The sequence below is a fragment of the Sulfurimonas iocasae genome, assembly GCF_047716755.1.
GTDB lineage: Bacteria > Campylobacterota > Campylobacteria > Campylobacterales > Sulfurimonadaceae > Sulfurimonas.
Genome location: NZ_CP180409.1, coordinates 1,007,837 through 1,023,289 on the forward strand (window position 1 = coordinate 1,007,837; position 15,453 = coordinate 1,023,289).

The 15,453-nt window shown below is 32.9% G+C and carries 20 protein-coding genes; 19 read left to right on the forward strand and 1 reads right to left on the reverse strand.

The genetic code is table 11. The annotated features are described in order from the left end of the window. Positions 1-25: 25 nt before the first annotated feature. From ACLHDE_RS05070 to ACLHDE_RS05160, 19 genes are all read left to right on the forward strand, one after another. Positions 26-448: a FoF1 ATP synthase subunit B' gene (locus tag ACLHDE_RS05070; RefSeq protein ID WP_415398118.1), complete on the forward strand. Its 423-nt coding sequence runs from the start codon at positions 26-28 to the stop codon at positions 446-448. A 9-nt stretch (positions 449-457) separates the two neighbouring features. Beyond that, entirely contained in the window at positions 458-973 is a 516-nt protein-coding gene (locus tag ACLHDE_RS05075; protein WP_415398119.1) for a F0F1 ATP synthase subunit B, read from the forward strand. Further along, entirely contained in the window at positions 974-1,507 is a 534-nt protein-coding gene (locus ACLHDE_RS05080) for a F0F1 ATP synthase subunit delta (RefSeq protein ID WP_415398120.1), read from the forward strand. A 23-nt stretch (positions 1,508-1,530) separates the two neighbouring features. Beyond that, complete coding sequence (gene atpA, locus ACLHDE_RS05085; protein ID WP_415398121.1) at positions 1,531-3,048, forward strand: F0F1 ATP synthase subunit alpha; 1,518 nt, start codon at positions 1,531-1,533, stop codon at positions 3,046-3,048. A 10-nt stretch (positions 3,049-3,058) separates the two neighbouring features. Next, on the forward strand, positions 3,059-3,946 hold the full coding sequence (gene atpG, locus ACLHDE_RS05090) for an ATP synthase F1 subunit gamma (RefSeq protein ID WP_415398122.1): 888 nt from the start codon (positions 3,059-3,061) through the stop codon (positions 3,944-3,946). Between the two features lie 11 nt (positions 3,947-3,957). Beyond that, positions 3,958-5,352 carry a F0F1 ATP synthase subunit beta gene (gene atpD, locus ACLHDE_RS05095; protein WP_415398123.1) on the forward strand — a complete coding sequence of 465 codons (1,395 nt, stop codon included), beginning with the start codon at positions 3,958-3,960 and terminating at the stop codon, positions 5,350-5,352. Positions 5,353-5,375: 23 nt separating this feature from the next. Beyond that, on the forward strand, positions 5,376-5,768 hold the full coding sequence (gene atpC / locus ACLHDE_RS05100; protein WP_415398124.1) for an ATP synthase F1 subunit epsilon: 393 nt from the start codon (positions 5,376-5,378) through the stop codon (positions 5,766-5,768). A gap of 99 nt (positions 5,769-5,867) precedes the next feature. After that, positions 5,868-6,338 (forward strand): MotA/TolQ/ExbB proton channel family protein, encoded by a 471-nt coding sequence (locus ACLHDE_RS05105; protein WP_415398125.1) that lies wholly within the window; start codon positions 5,868-5,870, stop codon positions 6,336-6,338. 4 nt (positions 6,339-6,342) lie between these two features. Then, positions 6,343-6,732: an ExbD/TolR family protein gene (locus ACLHDE_RS05110; protein WP_415398126.1), complete on the forward strand. Its 390-nt coding sequence runs from the start codon at positions 6,343-6,345 to the stop codon at positions 6,730-6,732. Beyond that, positions 6,725-7,444 (forward strand): TonB C-terminal domain-containing protein, encoded by a 720-nt coding sequence (locus ACLHDE_RS05115; protein ID WP_415398127.1) that lies wholly within the window; start codon positions 6,725-6,727, stop codon positions 7,442-7,444. Before ACLHDE_RS05110 ends, ACLHDE_RS05115 begins: the two co-directional genes overlap by 8 nt. Continuing rightward, entirely contained in the window at positions 7,441-8,697 is a 1,257-nt protein-coding gene (gene tolB / locus ACLHDE_RS05120) for a Tol-Pal system protein TolB (RefSeq protein ID WP_415398128.1), read from the forward strand. The genes ACLHDE_RS05115 and tolB overlap by 4 nt, the downstream gene beginning before the upstream one ends. Positions 8,698-8,802: 105 nt before the next feature. Beyond that, complete coding sequence (locus ACLHDE_RS05125) at positions 8,803-9,372, forward strand: OmpA family protein (RefSeq protein ID WP_415398129.1); 570 nt, start codon at positions 8,803-8,805, stop codon at positions 9,370-9,372. A 3-nt stretch (positions 9,373-9,375) separates the two neighbouring features. Continuing rightward, a complete protein-coding gene (locus tag ACLHDE_RS05130) occupies positions 9,376-10,296 on the forward strand; it encodes a tetratricopeptide repeat protein (RefSeq protein ID WP_415398130.1) in 921 nt (306 codons plus the stop codon). Positions 10,297-10,369: 73 nt separating this feature from the next. Then, entirely contained in the window at positions 10,370-10,888 is a 519-nt protein-coding gene (locus ACLHDE_RS05135; protein ID WP_415398131.1) for an FKBP-type peptidyl-prolyl cis-trans isomerase, read from the forward strand. Further along, positions 10,839-11,627, forward strand: a complete 789-nt coding sequence (locus ACLHDE_RS05140; RefSeq protein ID WP_415398132.1) for a Fis family transcriptional regulator — start codon at positions 10,839-10,841, stop codon at positions 11,625-11,627. Before ACLHDE_RS05135 ends, ACLHDE_RS05140 begins: the two co-directional genes overlap by 50 nt. Positions 11,628-11,706: 79 nt before the next feature. Further along, positions 11,707-12,645, forward strand: coding sequence for an ACP S-malonyltransferase (gene fabD, locus ACLHDE_RS05145; RefSeq protein ID WP_415398133.1), 939 nt, complete (start codon positions 11,707-11,709; stop codon positions 12,643-12,645). A gap of 1 nt (position 12,646) precedes the next feature. After that, positions 12,647-13,369: a nitrilase-related carbon-nitrogen hydrolase gene (locus tag ACLHDE_RS05150; RefSeq protein ID WP_415398134.1), complete on the forward strand. Its 723-nt coding sequence runs from the start codon at positions 12,647-12,649 to the stop codon at positions 13,367-13,369. Between the two features lie 71 nt (positions 13,370-13,440). Continuing rightward, entirely contained in the window at positions 13,441-14,145 is a 705-nt protein-coding gene (locus ACLHDE_RS05155; protein ID WP_415398135.1) for a 5'-methylthioadenosine/adenosylhomocysteine nucleosidase, read from the forward strand. Further along, entirely contained in the window at positions 14,142-14,903 is a 762-nt protein-coding gene (locus ACLHDE_RS05160) for a tRNA 2-thiocytidine biosynthesis TtcA family protein (RefSeq protein WP_415398136.1), read from the forward strand. The genes ACLHDE_RS05155 and ACLHDE_RS05160 overlap by 4 nt, the downstream gene beginning before the upstream one ends. On the opposite strand, the gene ACLHDE_RS05165 is transcribed toward ACLHDE_RS05160, so the two are convergent. Then, positions 14,893-15,384: a hypothetical protein gene (locus ACLHDE_RS05165; protein WP_415398137.1), complete on the reverse strand. Its 492-nt coding sequence runs from the start codon at positions 15,382-15,384 to the stop codon at positions 14,893-14,895. The genes ACLHDE_RS05160 and ACLHDE_RS05165 overlap by 11 nt on opposite strands. Positions 15,385-15,453 lie beyond the last annotated feature (69 nt).

Consider the following 15,453-nt stretch of genomic DNA (forward strand, 5'->3'; position numbering starts at 1 on the left):
AATCACGCAACTTTTAGGAGGTGCTATGTTAGATATAAGTCCGATACTACTTTTAGCTACATTTGTTGTATTTCTTTCACTAATCGCCGTTCTAAACAGTTGGCTTTATAATCCATTATTTAGTTTTATGAATAAAAGAGACGAAGATATCAAAAAAGATCTACAAAAAGTAGGTAATAATGATGATGAAATCAATGAACTTAATTCAAAAGCCGAGTCAATAATTAAAAATGCTAAACTGGAAGCTTCGGCCCTAAGAGAGAAAGTAATAGAAGATGCTAGAGAGTTAGCAGATAGTAAGTTAGAAGCAAAGCGTGCTGAATTAGCTAGCCAATATTTAGAATTTGAGCAATCACTTGCCAAATCTAAAGAACAGTTGACAAGTGACATAATGTCACAGGTTCCATTGTTTAAAGAAGCTGTTAAAGCTAAATTTAGTCAAATATAAGGATGTGGTGTGAGTAGAATTTTACTATTAATTATAATGATATCAACTTATGCATTAGCATCCAGTGGTGCAGAAGGTGGGGGTACAGATATAATTGAAAGAACAGTTAACTTTTTACTGTTCTTTGGTCTTGTATGGTACCTTGTTGCTGAACCTGCTAAAAACTTTTTTGCTGCAAGAAGTCAGGGAATTGCTGATGAGTTACAAAAAGTTCAAGATAAGTTAAAAGACTCTGTTTCTCTTAAAAAGAGAGCTTTAGCAAAAATTTCTGATGCTGAAAAATTTGCAGAAGAGTTAGTAACTTCTTCAAAAAGAGAAAACAAGATAATAAATGACAATATAATGCTTCAGTGTGAAGCAGACTTAGAAATAATTACTAAGCAAAATAGATCATTAATGGAGTTCGAACAAAGAAAAATGGTTCGTACTGTTGTTGAAGATATATTAAGTGAAGTTCTAAGTCAAAGTAGTGATAGTTTTGATAAAGAAGCTATGGCTAATGTTATCTTAAAGAAGGTGGCATAAATGGAAGAGTTAATTGCAAAAAGATATATCAAAGCTCTAAAGCAGAGTGCTGATGTACAGACAATGGAAAACATGACTGTAGTCTTTTCAGCTTTAGCTGAATCATTTAATGATGCAGCTTTTATCCAAATTATTGACAATCCAATGGTAAGTAAAGAACAGAAGTTAGAGATTCTTTTAGCTGCAGTAAAACCTGCTAAGTCTGAAATTATCAATACTTTAATTAAATTACTTGTAGAGAAAAATCGTACTTCTATTATCCCTGCTTTAGCAGAGGGAATGAGAAAAGATATGGCCGATACAAATAAAACCTATTCTGGTGTTGTATATAGTGATAGCGATATAGACGCAAAAGTTATTCAAGACCTAACTAGTGGTTTAAGTAAAAAATTTGATTCAAATATTTCATTAGATTTTATTAAAGATGATTTCAATGGTATTAAAGTGGATGTAGAAGATCTTGGTATAGAAATAAACTTTTCTAAAACAAGAATTAATAATCAAATAATAGAACATATAGTAAAAGCAATTTAACTTTCAATGAGAGGAGAGAAATAGTGGTAGCAAAAATTCAAGCTGATGAAATCAGTTCAATAATTAAAGAGCGTATCGATAACTTTGAATTAAGTGTTGATATTAATGAAACAGGTAAAATCGTTTCTTACGCTGATGGTGTTGCACAAGTTTACGGACTTAACAACGTTATGGCTGGAGAAATGGTAGAGTTTGAAGAGGGGACTCAAGGTTTAGTAATGAACCTTGAGGAGAGCGTAGTAGGTGTTGTTATTCTTGGACTAGGCGTAGGATTAAAAGAGGGTATGTCGGTTAAAAGACTTGGTAAACTTCTTAAAGTTCCAGTTGGTGACGCACTTTTAGGTCGTGTTATTAATGCACTTGGTGAACCAATTGATGGTAAAGGTCCAATTGAGACAACTGAAACTCGTTTCGTTGAGGAAAAAGCACCTGGTATTATGAATAGAAAATCTGTTCATGAGCCATTAGCAACTGGTATTAAGGCTATTGATGCTCTAGTTCCAATTGGTCGTGGTCAAAGAGAACTTATTATTGGTGACAGACAAACTGGTAAAACTACAGTTGCATTAGACGCTATCATTAACCAAAAGGGTAATGGTGTTATGTGTATCTATGTTGCAATAGGTCAAAAAGAATCAACTGTTGCACAAATTGTTCGTCGTTTAGAAGAGCATGGTGCAATGGAATATACAATTATTGTATCTGCAACAGCTGCTGAAGCTGCTGCACTTCAATTCTTAGCTCCATATACTGGTGTTACAATGGGCGAGTACTTCCGTGATAACGCTAGACATGGTCTAATCGTATATGATGATCTTTCTAAGCATGCGGTTGCATACCGTGAAATGTCACTAATCCTTCGTCGTCCTCCGGGCCGTGAAGCATATCCTGGTGATGTTTTCTATATTCATTCTCGTTTATTAGAGCGTGCTGCTAAATTATGTGATGAAGATGGAGCTGGAAGTCTTACTGCTCTTCCTATTATTGAGACTCAAGAGGGAGATGTTGCGGCATATATTCCAACTAATGTAATCTCTATTACAGATGGTCAGATATTCCTTGAGACTGAACTATTTAACTCGGGTGTACGTCCAGCGATTAACGTTGGTCTTTCAGTATCTCGTGTTGGTGGTGCTGCTCAGATTAAAGCTACTAAGCAAGTTGCTGGTACTTTACGTCTTGACCTTGCTCAGTATCGTGAACTTCAAGCATTTGCTCAGTTTGCATCTGATCTTGATGTGACATCTCGTAATCAACTAGAGCGTGGACAAAGAATGGTAGAGGTTCTAAAGCAAGGTCCTTTCTCTCCACTTTCTGCTGAGAAGCAAGTTGCTATCATTTTTGCTGGTAACGAAGGTTTCTTAGATGATTTTGACCCATCAAATGTTGTTCGTTTTGAAGCTGAGTTATATCCATTTATTGAAGCTAGTTATCCTCAGATTTTTGAGAATATTAGAAGCACTTCAAAAGTTGATGATGATACTAAAGCACTATTAATCAAAGCACTTGAAGAATTCAAAGCTACTTTCGTAGTAGCGTAAGGAAAACTTTATGGCAAACTTGAAAGATATTCAAAGACAGATAAAGAGTGTTTCTAACACTCAAAAGACGACTCGTGCAATGAAGCTTGTATCAACTGCAAAGCTTCGCCGTGCTGAAGAGCTTGCAAAACGCTCTCGTCTTTATGCTGACAAAATGAATCAGGTTATTGCCGAAATAGCTGGACGTATAAAATGTAATAAAATTGGAGGAATTGACAATCGCTGTTTTACAGAGATTGAAAATCCAAAAATGGTTGACATTGTTTTTGTTACTGCTGATAAAGGTTTATGTGGTGGTTTTAATATTCAAACGATTAAAGCTGTTAAGAAACTTATTAAAGAGTATAAAGATAAAAATGTAAAAGTGCGTTTACGTGGTATCGGTAAAAAGGGTGTTGAATTTTTTAAATATAACGAAGTTGAGTTATTTGATTCAGTTACAGATTTAAGTTCAAAACCTGATAAAGGAAGAGCTGATGAATTCATTATAACTTCTATTGAAGATTACAAAGATGGTAAAATCGATGGTCTTCATATTATCTATAACGGGTATAAAAACATGATTACTCAAGAGTTACATGTTAATAGTTTATTACCAATAGATACAACTAAGTTTGAGTGTGCTGATGTACAAGACTCAATGCTAGAGATAGAAGCTCAAGATGAAGAGCATATGTTAGATTCTTTAGTTAGTAGATATGTCCAATACGCTATGTATTATGCGCTAATAGATTCAGTTGCTGCTGAACATAGTGCTAGAATGCAGGCGATGGATACTGCTACAAATAACGCTAAAGATATGGTTAAGTCACTAAATGTTAAATTTAATAAAGCTAGACAAGCGGCTATTACTACAGAACTTATAGAGATTATAAGTGGTGTGGAGTCTATGAAATAATGGAGAAAAATATGATTGGTAAAATAAGCCAGGTTATGGGCCCGATTGTTGATGTTGATTTTGATGGATATCTTCCAATAATTAATGAAGCAATCGAAGTTCAAATTAGTTTAGAGGGTACTGAAAATCGTTTAGTACTTGAAGTTGCAGCTCACTTAGGTGATGGACGTGTAAGAACAATTGCTATGGATATGAGTGAAGGTTTAGTACGTGGTATGGATGCTACTGCTACTGGTTCACCTATTAAAGTTCCAGTTGGTGACAAGGTACTAGGTCGTATCTTTAACGTAATTGGTGAGACTATTGATGGCGGTGAGCAAATCACTGATTCAGAAAAATGGTCTATTCACCGTGCACCTCCACCATTGGTTGATCAGTCAACTACTACTGAGATGTTTGAAACAGGTATCAAAGTTGTTGATTTACTTGCTCCTTACTCTAAGGGTGGTAAAGTTGGTCTATTTGGTGGTGCCGGTGTTGGTAAAACAGTTATTATCATGGAGCTTATTCACAACGTTGCAATGGGTCATGATGGTCTATCTGTATTTGCTGGTGTTGGTGAGAGAACTCGTGAAGGTAATGACCTTTATCATGAGATGAAAGACTCTAACGTACTAGACAAAGTTGCACTTTGTTATGGTCAGATGAGTGAGCCTCCAGGAGCACGTAACCGTATTGCTCTTACAGGTATTACTATGGCTGAGTATTTTAGAGATGAAAAAGGTCTAGATGTATTGATGTTTATCGATAATATTTTCCGTTTCGCTCAATCAGGTTCAGAGATGTCTGCACTTCTTGGTCGTATCCCTTCAGCTGTTGGTTATCAACCTACCCTAGCTCGTGAAATGGGTGCATTACAAGATCGTATTACATCAACTAATAATGGTTCAATTACTTCTGTTCAAGCTGTATATGTACCTGCGGATGATTTAACTGACCCGGCTCCAGCTTCTGTATTTGCTCACCTAGATGCAACAACAGTACTTAACCGTAAAATTGCTGAAAAAGGTATCTATCCTGCAGTTGATCCTCTAGATTCAACTTCAAGATTACTTGATCCGCAAATTATTGGTGAAGAGCATTATAATGTAGCACGTGGTGTTCAACAAACACTTCAAAAGTACAAAGATCTTCAAGATATCATTGCGATTCTTGGTATGGATGAGCTTTCTGAAGATGATAAAAATATTGTTGAACGTGCTCGTAAAATTGAGAAATTCTTATCTCAGCCATTCTTCGTTGCAGAAGTATTTACAGGTTCTCCTGGTAAATATGTTTCTCTTGAAGATACTATTAAAGGGTTCAAAGGAATTCTTAATGGTGACTATGATGATATGTCAGAAAATGCATTCTACATGGTTGGTAATATGGATGAGGCAATTGAAAAAGCTGCAAAGCAAAAATAACTCATATATACTAAAGGACTGTAATGGATAAGTTAAAACTTGAAATCCTAACTCCTAATGGTGAAATCTTTAACGATAACGTCATTAGTGTAACTCTTCCCGGTGAAGAGGGAGAGTTCGGTGTTTTACCACATCACTCTTCATTATCAACTTTGTTAGAAGCTGGTATTATTGACATAGAAAAAGATGATAAGTCAATTGAGTCAATTTTAATAAACTGGGGTGTAGTTCAAGTTGACGAAGCCAAAGTTATTGTTTTAGTTGAGGGTGCTGTTGCTATTCGTGGAGATAGTGAAAGCGATATTGCAAATGCACTAGAAGATGCTAAAAAGCTTATTAATGATATTGCAGATGCAAATCCTGCTATTGCTGCTGCAACAGCTAGAATTGAATCAGCAGCTCAAAGATTACTTTAATCGATGATTAACAACCTCATAGATTTTTATCTTAAAAGTCACCCGGTAACTTTGGGTGTACTGGCTTTATTGTCAGTATATTTTATAGTACTTAATTGGGTGTTTTTTTACCGCTTTTTTTCTATTAACAGTTGGCTTAAAATTGAAAGCAGCTCTTTAGAGTCTCTTCTTTTAGGTGCATCAACTGTTAGTGATAAATCTTTTTTAAATAACTTCATAAAAACAAGTACAAATGTTAGTAAAGAGATTTTGGATTTAGGTATGCTTGCAGCTACTAAAGAAGCAACAAAAGGCTTGTCTTTACTCTCTATATTTGCATCTACTACGCCTTTTATAGGACTGTTTGGTACTGTTGTATCAATTCTAGATACATTTACACATATAGGTAAAAGCAGTGGAAGTATGTCTGTTATTTCTAGTGGTGTTTCAGATGCATTGGTTGCAACAGCAGCCGGTATATTTGTAGCAATATTTGCATATACTTATCATCAGGTTTTAAAAAGAAAATCATTCGAACTTGTTGGTTTTCTTCAGATGCAAAGTGACGCAATATTAGCTAGAAAAGTTTAGTTATATGTATGATTTTGAAGATAAACCAGAACTAAATATTACTCCACTTGTGGATGTAATGTTAGTTTTATTAGCAATTTTAATGGTAATAGCTCCAAATATCATATATGAAGAAAACATTAAATTACCTCAAGGCTCTATGAGTCAGCAACTATCTAAAATACCACCTGTACATATTTCAATAGATAAAGAACAAAATGTTAAAATAAATAAAGATAATTATCAACTACATGAGTTCATGGATAATTTTTTTCTTTATTCTAAAAAATTAGATTTAAAAGCTACTGTACTTATAAGTGCAGATAAAACTTTGGATTATGGTGTTGTAATGTCAGTTTTGGCTGCAGTAAAACAAGCAGGCTTTTCTGAGGTTTCATTAGCAACGAATGGGTAATAGTAACAATTCATATTTCTATATAAGTGGTTTTATTTCAATATCTCTTTTCGCATTCTTCTTATCTCTTATAATTTCTATGCTGTTTTCAAAATCAAATATTGATATATATGCTTTAAAAAAAGACAACTATATATCTATATCTTTAGATATGCCTAAAATACAAACAAGTACAGCAAAAAGTATAACAACTCCTGTGCTAGAAGATAGTGTTATAGAGCCAAGTGATGTTAATATTGATGATCTCTTTAGTGATGTTTGGACTAAAAAAATAAAAGAACCAAAACAAGTAGAAAAAAAAATTGATAATAAACGATTGTCAGAAATTGGCAAGAGGTCTAAAAAGATTGATAAGAATATTGTTAAGCCTATATCTGAAAAATCAACTGACAATAGTGAAGTTAAAAAAAGTGATGATTCGAAGAAGTTGTCAACCGCGAATGCGGTTAATGAATATTTGGCTAAAATTCAGGCTTTAGTTTATGAAAACTTTGTTCCACCTCCAAACTCTCAAGGTCATACTGTTAAGGCTGTGATAGAGTTAAGTGCTATTGGTAAGGTTATGGATTTTAGAATCTTGACATATTCTGCAAATAGTAGTTTAAATGATGAGTGTGATAAGATCAGAGATAGACTTATTGGAGTGTTGTTCCCTGCAAATCCGCAAAACAAATCCGGTAGTTATATAGTTATGTTAACATCCAAGGAGTGATTTTGAGAATATTATTTGTACTTTTATTTGTGTTTAGTTTGTCATATGCAAATGACGCGACTATAGAGGTTATTAAAAAGGTTGAATCTCTTCCTACAATTGCAGTAGAGGATTCATCGGTTAGTTACGATGATACGTTTAGACTGAGCTTTTTTAAGGCTTTAATTGCAGACTTAAATGTTATATCACTTTTTAATGTAGACAGACATCATGGTATAACTCACTTCAACGATACAGATGTTATGGTAGAAAATAAAGATATGGATTATGTTTTAAGATATAAAATGTTTGAAGATGATGATGGTGCTTTAAATATTGATCTTAAACTTATCAATAAAGAAGGTATTGCTCTAAATAAAAAATATAGAATCAGTAGAAAAAATGTCTATATGTTTGTCTCTCATACCATCGCTTATGATATCAATGAATTTATGGGAGCATCATCAGTTGAATGGATGAAACGTAGAGTTATATTTTCAAGAGTTGTAGCTCCTAAAGAAACTGAAATTGTTATTGCAGACTATACTCTTTCGTACCAGCATACTGTTGTCAAAGGTGGATTTAATGTCTTTCCAAAATGGGCGAACAAAGATCAAAATTCATTTTACTATTCATCTCTTGACTCTAAAAAACCAACACTGAAACATGTTGACATTATGACGGGTAAGAGCAAAGATATTATATCTTCAGACGGAATGATGATTTGTTCTGATGTAAGTAAAAATGGAAAAAAACTACTACTTACTATGGCTCCCAAAGGTCAACCTGATATCTATTTATATGATGTAGATACTTTTAAAACGCAAAAGATTACTACATATGGTGGGATTGATGTTAATGCCCAATTTATGGGTGATGAGACAATAATATTTATTTCTGGAAGATTAGGATATCCAAATATTTTTTCTAAAAAAATTGGAAGTAATAGTGTAGAACAAATGGTCTATTATGGTAAAAGTAATTCAGCATGTAGTACTTATGGTGAATATATAGTATATAAGGCAAGAGAAAGTTCAAATGCATTCTCAACAAATACTTTTAACTTACATTTAATTTCAACAAAAACAGATTTCATTAGAAGACTTACAGCTACTGGAGTAAATGAGTTTCCAAGATTTTCTATTGATGGAGACGCAATATTATTTATAAAAAATTATAAAGCTCAGAGTTCCATAGGCATTATAAGATTAAATCATAATAAAAACTATCTGTTTCCTCTTAAATATGGTAGGTTACAAGCAATGGATTGGTAATAAAGATAGTAATATAGATAAACTTTATCACTTTTGTATATGATATATCAACTTATTACTATTTTTTTGGTATAATCAAACAATTTAAAATCAAGGTAAGTAAATATGAAAAGTATAGTATTCTCAAGTGTTGTAATGGCACTTTTAGTTTTTAGTGGATGTGCAGACAAGAAACCAGCGGTTGACGAAGAAGTAAAACAAGAAGTTGTTGCTCAAGAAGTTGTTGCTCAAGAAGTTAAAGCTGTAAAAACTGAAACTGTATCTGCTGAAGATTCAACAGTAGGTGAAAGTGATATAGCACAATCAGACTCTAATGAAATGAATATCGCAAACTTAGAGAAAGAACTTTCAATTGTTTATTTTGACTTTGATAAGTTCAATATCCGTGCTGATATGCAAGATAGAGTAACAAATAGTGCTACAGTAGCAAATGCTGGAGCAAGTGCTTTTACTGTTAAACTTGAAGGTAATTGTGACGAGTGGGGTAGTGATGAGTATAACTTCGCACTAGGTTTGAAAAGAGCTTCTACAGTAAAGAAAGCACTAGTAGCTGAAGGTGTTAATGAGAGTCGTATTACAATGGTAAGTTATGGTGAAAGTAACCCTGTATGTAATGATAAAACTAAAGATTGTTGGGCGAATAATCGTCGCGTAGAATTTAAACTTCTTCCGTAACCTATGAATCGCATTTTTTTAGTTGTTTTCTTTGCAGCTATAGTGCCATTTAACTTAATCAGTGCCGAACCTTCTGCGTTTGGTGCTGGTGATTTAGATACTCCTGAACCTTATGGCTTAACATCAAGTGAAAAGGTTATTCTTCAAAACAAAGACAAACTCAAAAAAGTTGTTGTAAAAAGTAATAACCAAGCTAATGAAGTTGACTCATTAAGAGAAAGAATAGACGGTTTACAAACTATTATCGAGGGTTTAAGTAGAAGATCCCAAGAGAATAAATTGACTCTTAAAAATCTTGATGAAAAAAACACACAAGAGTTGATTAGTTCAAATGAGTATGAAAAAAGATTGAGTGAAATATCTCAAGCAAACTCTTTAGATATAAAAGATATGAAATTAGCAGTTTATGAATTAACTACTTTGTTAAATATAGTAAATTCAGCATATGTTTCAAAAAGTGAGTTTAATACTTTAGTTGATGATTTTAACAAGTTTAAAGAGTTAGTTTCTAAAGAACTGAAAAAAAGCTTTAAACCAAAAAAATCTAAACTAGATAATTTATCTAATGCTGAAGTGGAAAAATTAGCAAAAGAAAATTATGATAAAAAATATTATACAAAGAGTATAGAATATTATAGCCATCTGATTAAGAAAAACTATAAGCCTGCACGCTCACACTATATGTTGGGTGAGATAAAGTATTATAGAAAAAATTATGCTGATGCTATTGCCTATTTTAAGCAGAGTGCTTCTTTGTATTCTAAAGCATCTTATATGCCTGTTCTAATGCTACATACAGCTGTATCGATGGACAAGACAGGGGACAAAAAGAATGCTAAAACTTTTTATAAAGGTGTTATTGCTAAATATCCAAGCTCTAAAGAAGCTAAAATAGCAAAAAGTAATCTTAGTAAGATAAACTAATTACATAAGATTTAAGCAGTGTTATCTAAGTTTATGTTAGAATCCAAAAAAAATTAATAAAAGGTTTATTCAAATGGCAATAGAAGCAAATCAAATAGTATCATTAGAGTATGAAGTTCGTGATGGAGAAGCTGTAGTAGATAGTAACGTAGGTGGAGCACCTTTAGTATTTATGTTTGGTAAAGGTCAAATCATTCCAGGTTTAGAAAGTGGAATAAATAATATGGCAATTGGTGAAAAGGGTGACATCTTAGTTAAGGCTGAAGACGCTTATGGAACTCATAATCCAGATGCAAAACAAGAAGTTCCTAAAGATCAATTTTCTGGAATCGACTTAGATGTTGGTATGACTCTATATGGTCAAGGTGAAGATGGCGGAACTGTTCAAGTTGTTGTAAAAGAAATTGGTGAAGAAACTGTAATAATTGACTTTAACCACCCACTCGCTGGTAAAGACTTAATGTTTAGTGTAACTATTAACAATGTAAGAGATGCATCTGCAGAAGAAGCTATGTCAGGTATTCCTGCTGAAAATCAACAGGATGATGAATGTTGTGGTACTGGTGGCGGCACTGGTTGTGGATGCGACTAACTTTATAACTGCTTCGGAGTCTTCTCACCAAGCATTTAAAACAGCTACACTTTTAAAAACACTTAACGTAAACTCTCTGATTTCTGGAGAGGTTGGTGTTGGTAAAGAAACTCTTGCGCAGTATATACTTCCTGATGCTACGGTAATAGATGCATCTGATTTTGAGGAAATACTTAGTACTCTAGAGAGTGTTAATGAGATTATCATTGTCAATTTAGAAAATTCACCAAATATTAAAAGAATTATTGACGCTATAAATATTAATTCTGTTCGAGTTATTGCAACAGCAAAAAGCTCTTTTTCAAATGAACATATAGATGAGATTTTTAGTGTAAAATTTGATATACCACCTCTTCGTGATAGACTAGAAGATGTAGAAGAGCTAGTAAAGATGTTTACTAATGAAGCATCCTCACTTTTTTGTAGTAGTACAAAATTTAATACTGAAAATTTCACTCCAGACTTATCTCAAAACTCAAACTCCTTAAAAAGACAAGTGATGATTCACTCATTGTTACAAGATATTAAAGAGGTTGAATTAATGGATATTATAGAGAATTATTTGATGGATAAGCTAGGTTCACAAAGTGACTATAGAAATTTTTTGCATCTATATGAAGTTCCTCTTATTAAAGCTGGACTTAATAGATTTAAATCACAACTTCAATTATCGGATAAATTGGGTTTAAATAGAAATACACTCAGAAAAAAAATATCTGATAATGATAAGTATTTATAACATAACATTTTAAACACAAAGCCCACGCGATTCGTCACATTTTGATATAATTATACAATAGAATAAGGAAAAATAAAATATGAGTAAAATAGCAATGATATTTGCAGGACAGGGAAGTCAGGCAGTAGGTATGGGACAGGACTTTTACAATAATTCAGATATAGCAAAAGAGATGTTCAGTAAAGCTGGTGAGCGAATTGGTGTTAATTTTGACGAGTTGATTTTTAAAGAAAATGATATGCTCTCTCAGACGGCATATACTCAACCAGCTATATTATTAACACAAATGATAGCTTACCGTCTTTTTAAAGAAGCATGTCCTAATATTGAAGCTACACTTTTTTTAGGTCATTCACTTGGTGAGTTTTCTGCTTTATGCGCTAGTGGTGCGATAGATTATGTTGATGCAGTTGAACTTGTTCATAGACGTGGACAATTAATGCAAGATGCTTGTTCCGATATAGATGCAGGTATGATGGCAATCGTTGGATTAGATGATAGCTCTATAGAAGATATCTGCGCTACTGCTCTAGAAGCAGGTAAAAAAGTTTGGCCTGCAAATTATAATCAAGATGGTCAATTAGTTATTGCTGGAATAAAAACTGATTTAATATCACTAGAAGATACTTTTAAAAAAGCAGGGGCTAAAAGAGCTCTTCTTTTAAACATGTCTGTTGCAAGTCATTGTGAATTGTTATCAGCAGCTCAAGCTCCTTTAGAGAGTTTAATGGAGTCTATGATTAGAGAAAATTTTGAAGCACCCGTTGTTTCAAATGTTTCTACTCTTGGCTACTCAACAAAAGATGAAGCAGTATCCTTATTAAAAGATCAATTAGTTAAGCCTGTAAAATATAAACAATCAATTTTAGCAATTGCTGATGATATTGATATGGCTATAGAATTTGGTAATGGTGTTACTTTAAAAGGTTTAAATCGTAGAATTGCTAAAGATCTTAAAACACTTAACATCTCTGATATGGCTAGTCTTGAGAAAGTTACAGAGGAAATTTGCAACTAAAATGAGAGTTACACTTGCTCAAACATCACCGAAGTTGAATCGTTCTAATTTAGATGATATCTGCAAGACTATAGAAGAGTTTAAAAATAGAAGTGATTTAATAGTATTTTGTGAGTTGTCTTTGAATGGCTATCTGCTACAAGATAAACTTTATGAAGATGCTTGGGATATAGATGAACTTAGTAAAATAGAAATTTTAAGCAAAGATGTGGATATTGTTGTAGGTGCTGCAATGAAAGATGCCAATGGATTTAGAAATGCAGCTCTTTACTTTTCAAATGGCAAACTTTTAAGTCAGCATAATAAAGTTCATCTTCCAAACTACGGAATGTTTGAAGAGGCTAGATATTTTAAAGCCGGTGAAATATTTGAAAGCTTTGTAAGTCAGTTTGGTAAAACATCTATGCTGGTCTGTGAAGATTTATGGCATGAATCTGTTCATGTTGATTTGATAAATGAAAATCCTGATTTAATCATAGCTCTTGTAGCATCTCCAGCTCGTGGATTCAGTGATGATGGCTTGTTTATTGAAGAAAAGTGGTATTCAATAATTAAAACAGTAGCACGCGAGTGTAGTGCAAAAGTTATTTTTGTTAATAGAGTAGGTTTTGAAGATGGACTAGGGTTTTGGGGTGCAAGCTGCATAGTAGATAATGGCGGTAATATAATACATCAACTACCGCGTTATGAAACAATAACAAAAACATTTAAAATATTAGAGTAAATCTTTTTTTTTCCGGCTAAATATATAATATTTGCTCGTCAAAGAGATTTACACTATAAAAAGGAATAAATATGAAAATAGCAATAATGGGTGCAATGCCTGAAGAAGTAGCTCCAATACTAAAAAAATTAGGAACATATAAAACAACTAAATATGCAGATAATGAGTATTATGAAGCTTCATATAATGGTGTTGATATTGTTGTAGCTTACTCTAAAATTGGTAAAGTTTTTTCTACATTAACAAGTGCTACAATGATAGAGCATTTTAATTGTGACATACTACTTTTTAGTGGTGTAGCTGGTGCAATTAATCCAACTTTAAAGATTGGAGACTTGATTGTAGCAACAAGCTTATCTCAACATGATTTAGATATAACTGCATTTGGTCATCCTATGGGTTTTGTTCCTGGTGGTAGTGTATTTGTTGATGCAGATAAGGGATTAATAGAACTTTCAAAAGAAGTTGCAAAAGAGTTAGGTAAAACTCTGCAAGAGGGCATTATTGCTACAGGTGACCAATTTGTGCATGATGAAAATATTAAAGATAACATTGTAAAGAATTTCAATGCAGATGCCCTAGAGATGGAAGGTGGTTCCGTAGCAGTTGTTTGTAAATCTTTAAATATACCATTTTTTATACTTCGTGCTATTAGTGATACTGCTGATACAGATGCGAGTTTTTCTTTTGATGAATTTATGGAATCAAGCGCGATTATATCAGCTGAGTTTATTATGAAAATGGTAGATAAGCTTATTGCAAATAACACTAAATGAAAAAAATATGCCCATCTAAAAAAATAATGTCAAAACTTGGTCGTACAAATGCCGAGTTTAATCTTATCCAAGAGGGTGACAAGATTTTAGTTGGACTAAGTGGTGGTAAAGATTCTCTAACTATGATACATGCTATGGCTGAACAACAACGACGGGCTCCTTTTAAATTTGAGTTTATAGCTGTAACAGTTGGTTATGGGATGGGTGAGAATTTTGATAGTTTATCTCAGCATTGTAAAGAGTATAATATACCGCATATTGTACATGATACTAAAATTTATGAATTGGCAGAAGAAAAAATAAGGAAAAATTCATCATTTTGTAGCTTTTTCTCAAGAATGAGAAGAGGAACACTTTATGGCATAGCTGAAAAAAATGGGTGCAATAAACTCGCTCTTGGTCACCATATGGATGATGCTGCGGAGAGTTTCTTTATGAATTTTATCTATAATGGTCAGATGCGATCTCTTGCTCCAAAATACAAAGCTGAGAATGGATTAGTTATTATACGCCCTCTTATTCAGATGAGAGAGAGACAATTATCAGCCTTTGTAGTTGATAATAATATAGATACCATTGGTGATGAAGCCTGTCCTGCTATGCGTTTTGATATTAAGATGCCACATGCCCGTGCAAATATGAAAGGGATGCTATCTAGAATGGAAAAAGAGTTTCCTTCACTATTTACGTCAATGAATGCTGCATTTAAAAACATTTCAGTGGATAGTTTTTTTGATAAAGAGAAATTTAATATTTAGTTATTAAATTTTCTTCATCTTTAGCAATTTGAGTTTTTTTGTTGTGAAGAGTCTCCTCTTTTAATCTTTTTAAAAATTCTAGAATATTTTCTTGATACGAGATTGTATCACTATCTCTTGTTAAGTTTATAATAGGAAGAAGAGAGTCTATATCTATTTTCTTTGCATATCTAGGAATAATTTTTAACTCTTTTTGTATATGTGATACAAGCGTGTCGATATCTAAACCATTGTTGTCTTGTACTTTTTTAACTAACTCTTTTGTAGAAAGCATAAGTAAGTTGGCTCTATCTTCATCATTATTGTATATATTCATACCAATATTTTTTACAACTTCATAACTCTCATCATCCACTTCTTCATTGGAAACTATTAAGAGTGCAAAAATTTTAGCACGAAATTCTAATGACCCATGATGATGAACAAAAAGTTCACGAAAGGCACTGAAAAAATAGTGTTTAAGTTTGAAACTAAGTCTCATTCAAATCCTTAAAATCGATATATATATGGTATTATACATTTTTGAATTTAAAATATAGTTTTATAGGTG

Excerpts from the sequence above, each read along its gene's own strand:
- ACLHDE_RS05070 (WP_415398118.1), top strand. The coding sequence starts at position 26 with ATGTTAGATATAAGTCCGATACTACTTTTAGCTACATTTGTTGTATTT.
- ACLHDE_RS05080 (WP_415398120.1), top strand. The coding sequence starts at position 974 with ATGGAAGAGTTAATTGCAAAAAGATATATCAAAGCTCTAAAGCAGAGT.
- atpG (WP_415398122.1), top strand. The coding sequence starts at position 3,059 with ATGGCAAACTTGAAAGATATTCAAAGACAGATAAAGAGTGTTTCTAAC.
- atpD (WP_415398123.1), top strand. The coding sequence starts at position 3,958 with ATGATTGGTAAAATAAGCCAGGTTATGGGCCCGATTGTTGATGTTGAT.
- atpC (WP_415398124.1), top strand. The coding sequence starts at position 5,376 with ATGGATAAGTTAAAACTTGAAATCCTAACTCCTAATGGTGAAATCTTT.
- ACLHDE_RS05110 (WP_415398126.1), top strand. The coding sequence starts at position 6,343 with ATGTATGATTTTGAAGATAAACCAGAACTAAATATTACTCCACTTGTG.
- ACLHDE_RS05115 (WP_415398127.1), top strand. The coding sequence starts at position 6,725 with ATGGGTAATAGTAACAATTCATATTTCTATATAAGTGGTTTTATTTCA.
- ACLHDE_RS05125 (WP_415398129.1), top strand. The coding sequence starts at position 8,803 with ATGAAAAGTATAGTATTCTCAAGTGTTGTAATGGCACTTTTAGTTTTT.
- ACLHDE_RS05130 (WP_415398130.1), top strand. The coding sequence starts at position 9,376 with ATGAATCGCATTTTTTTAGTTGTTTTCTTTGCAGCTATAGTGCCATTT.
- ACLHDE_RS05135 (WP_415398131.1), top strand. The coding sequence starts at position 10,370 with ATGGCAATAGAAGCAAATCAAATAGTATCATTAGAGTATGAAGTTCGT.
- ACLHDE_RS05140 (WP_415398132.1), top strand. The coding sequence starts at position 10,839 with ATGATGAATGTTGTGGTACTGGTGGCGGCACTGGTTGTGGATGCGACT.
- fabD (WP_415398133.1), top strand. The coding sequence starts at position 11,707 with ATGAGTAAAATAGCAATGATATTTGCAGGACAGGGAAGTCAGGCAGTA.
- ACLHDE_RS05150 (WP_415398134.1), top strand. The coding sequence starts at position 12,647 with ATGAGAGTTACACTTGCTCAAACATCACCGAAGTTGAATCGTTCTAAT.
- ACLHDE_RS05155 (WP_415398135.1), top strand. The coding sequence starts at position 13,441 with ATGAAAATAGCAATAATGGGTGCAATGCCTGAAGAAGTAGCTCCAATA.
- ACLHDE_RS05160 (WP_415398136.1), top strand. The coding sequence starts at position 14,142 with ATGAAAAAAATATGCCCATCTAAAAAAATAATGTCAAAACTTGGTCGT.
- ACLHDE_RS05165 (WP_415398137.1), bottom strand. The coding sequence starts at position 15,384 with ATGAGACTTAGTTTCAAACTTAAACACTATTTTTTCAGTGCCTTTCGT.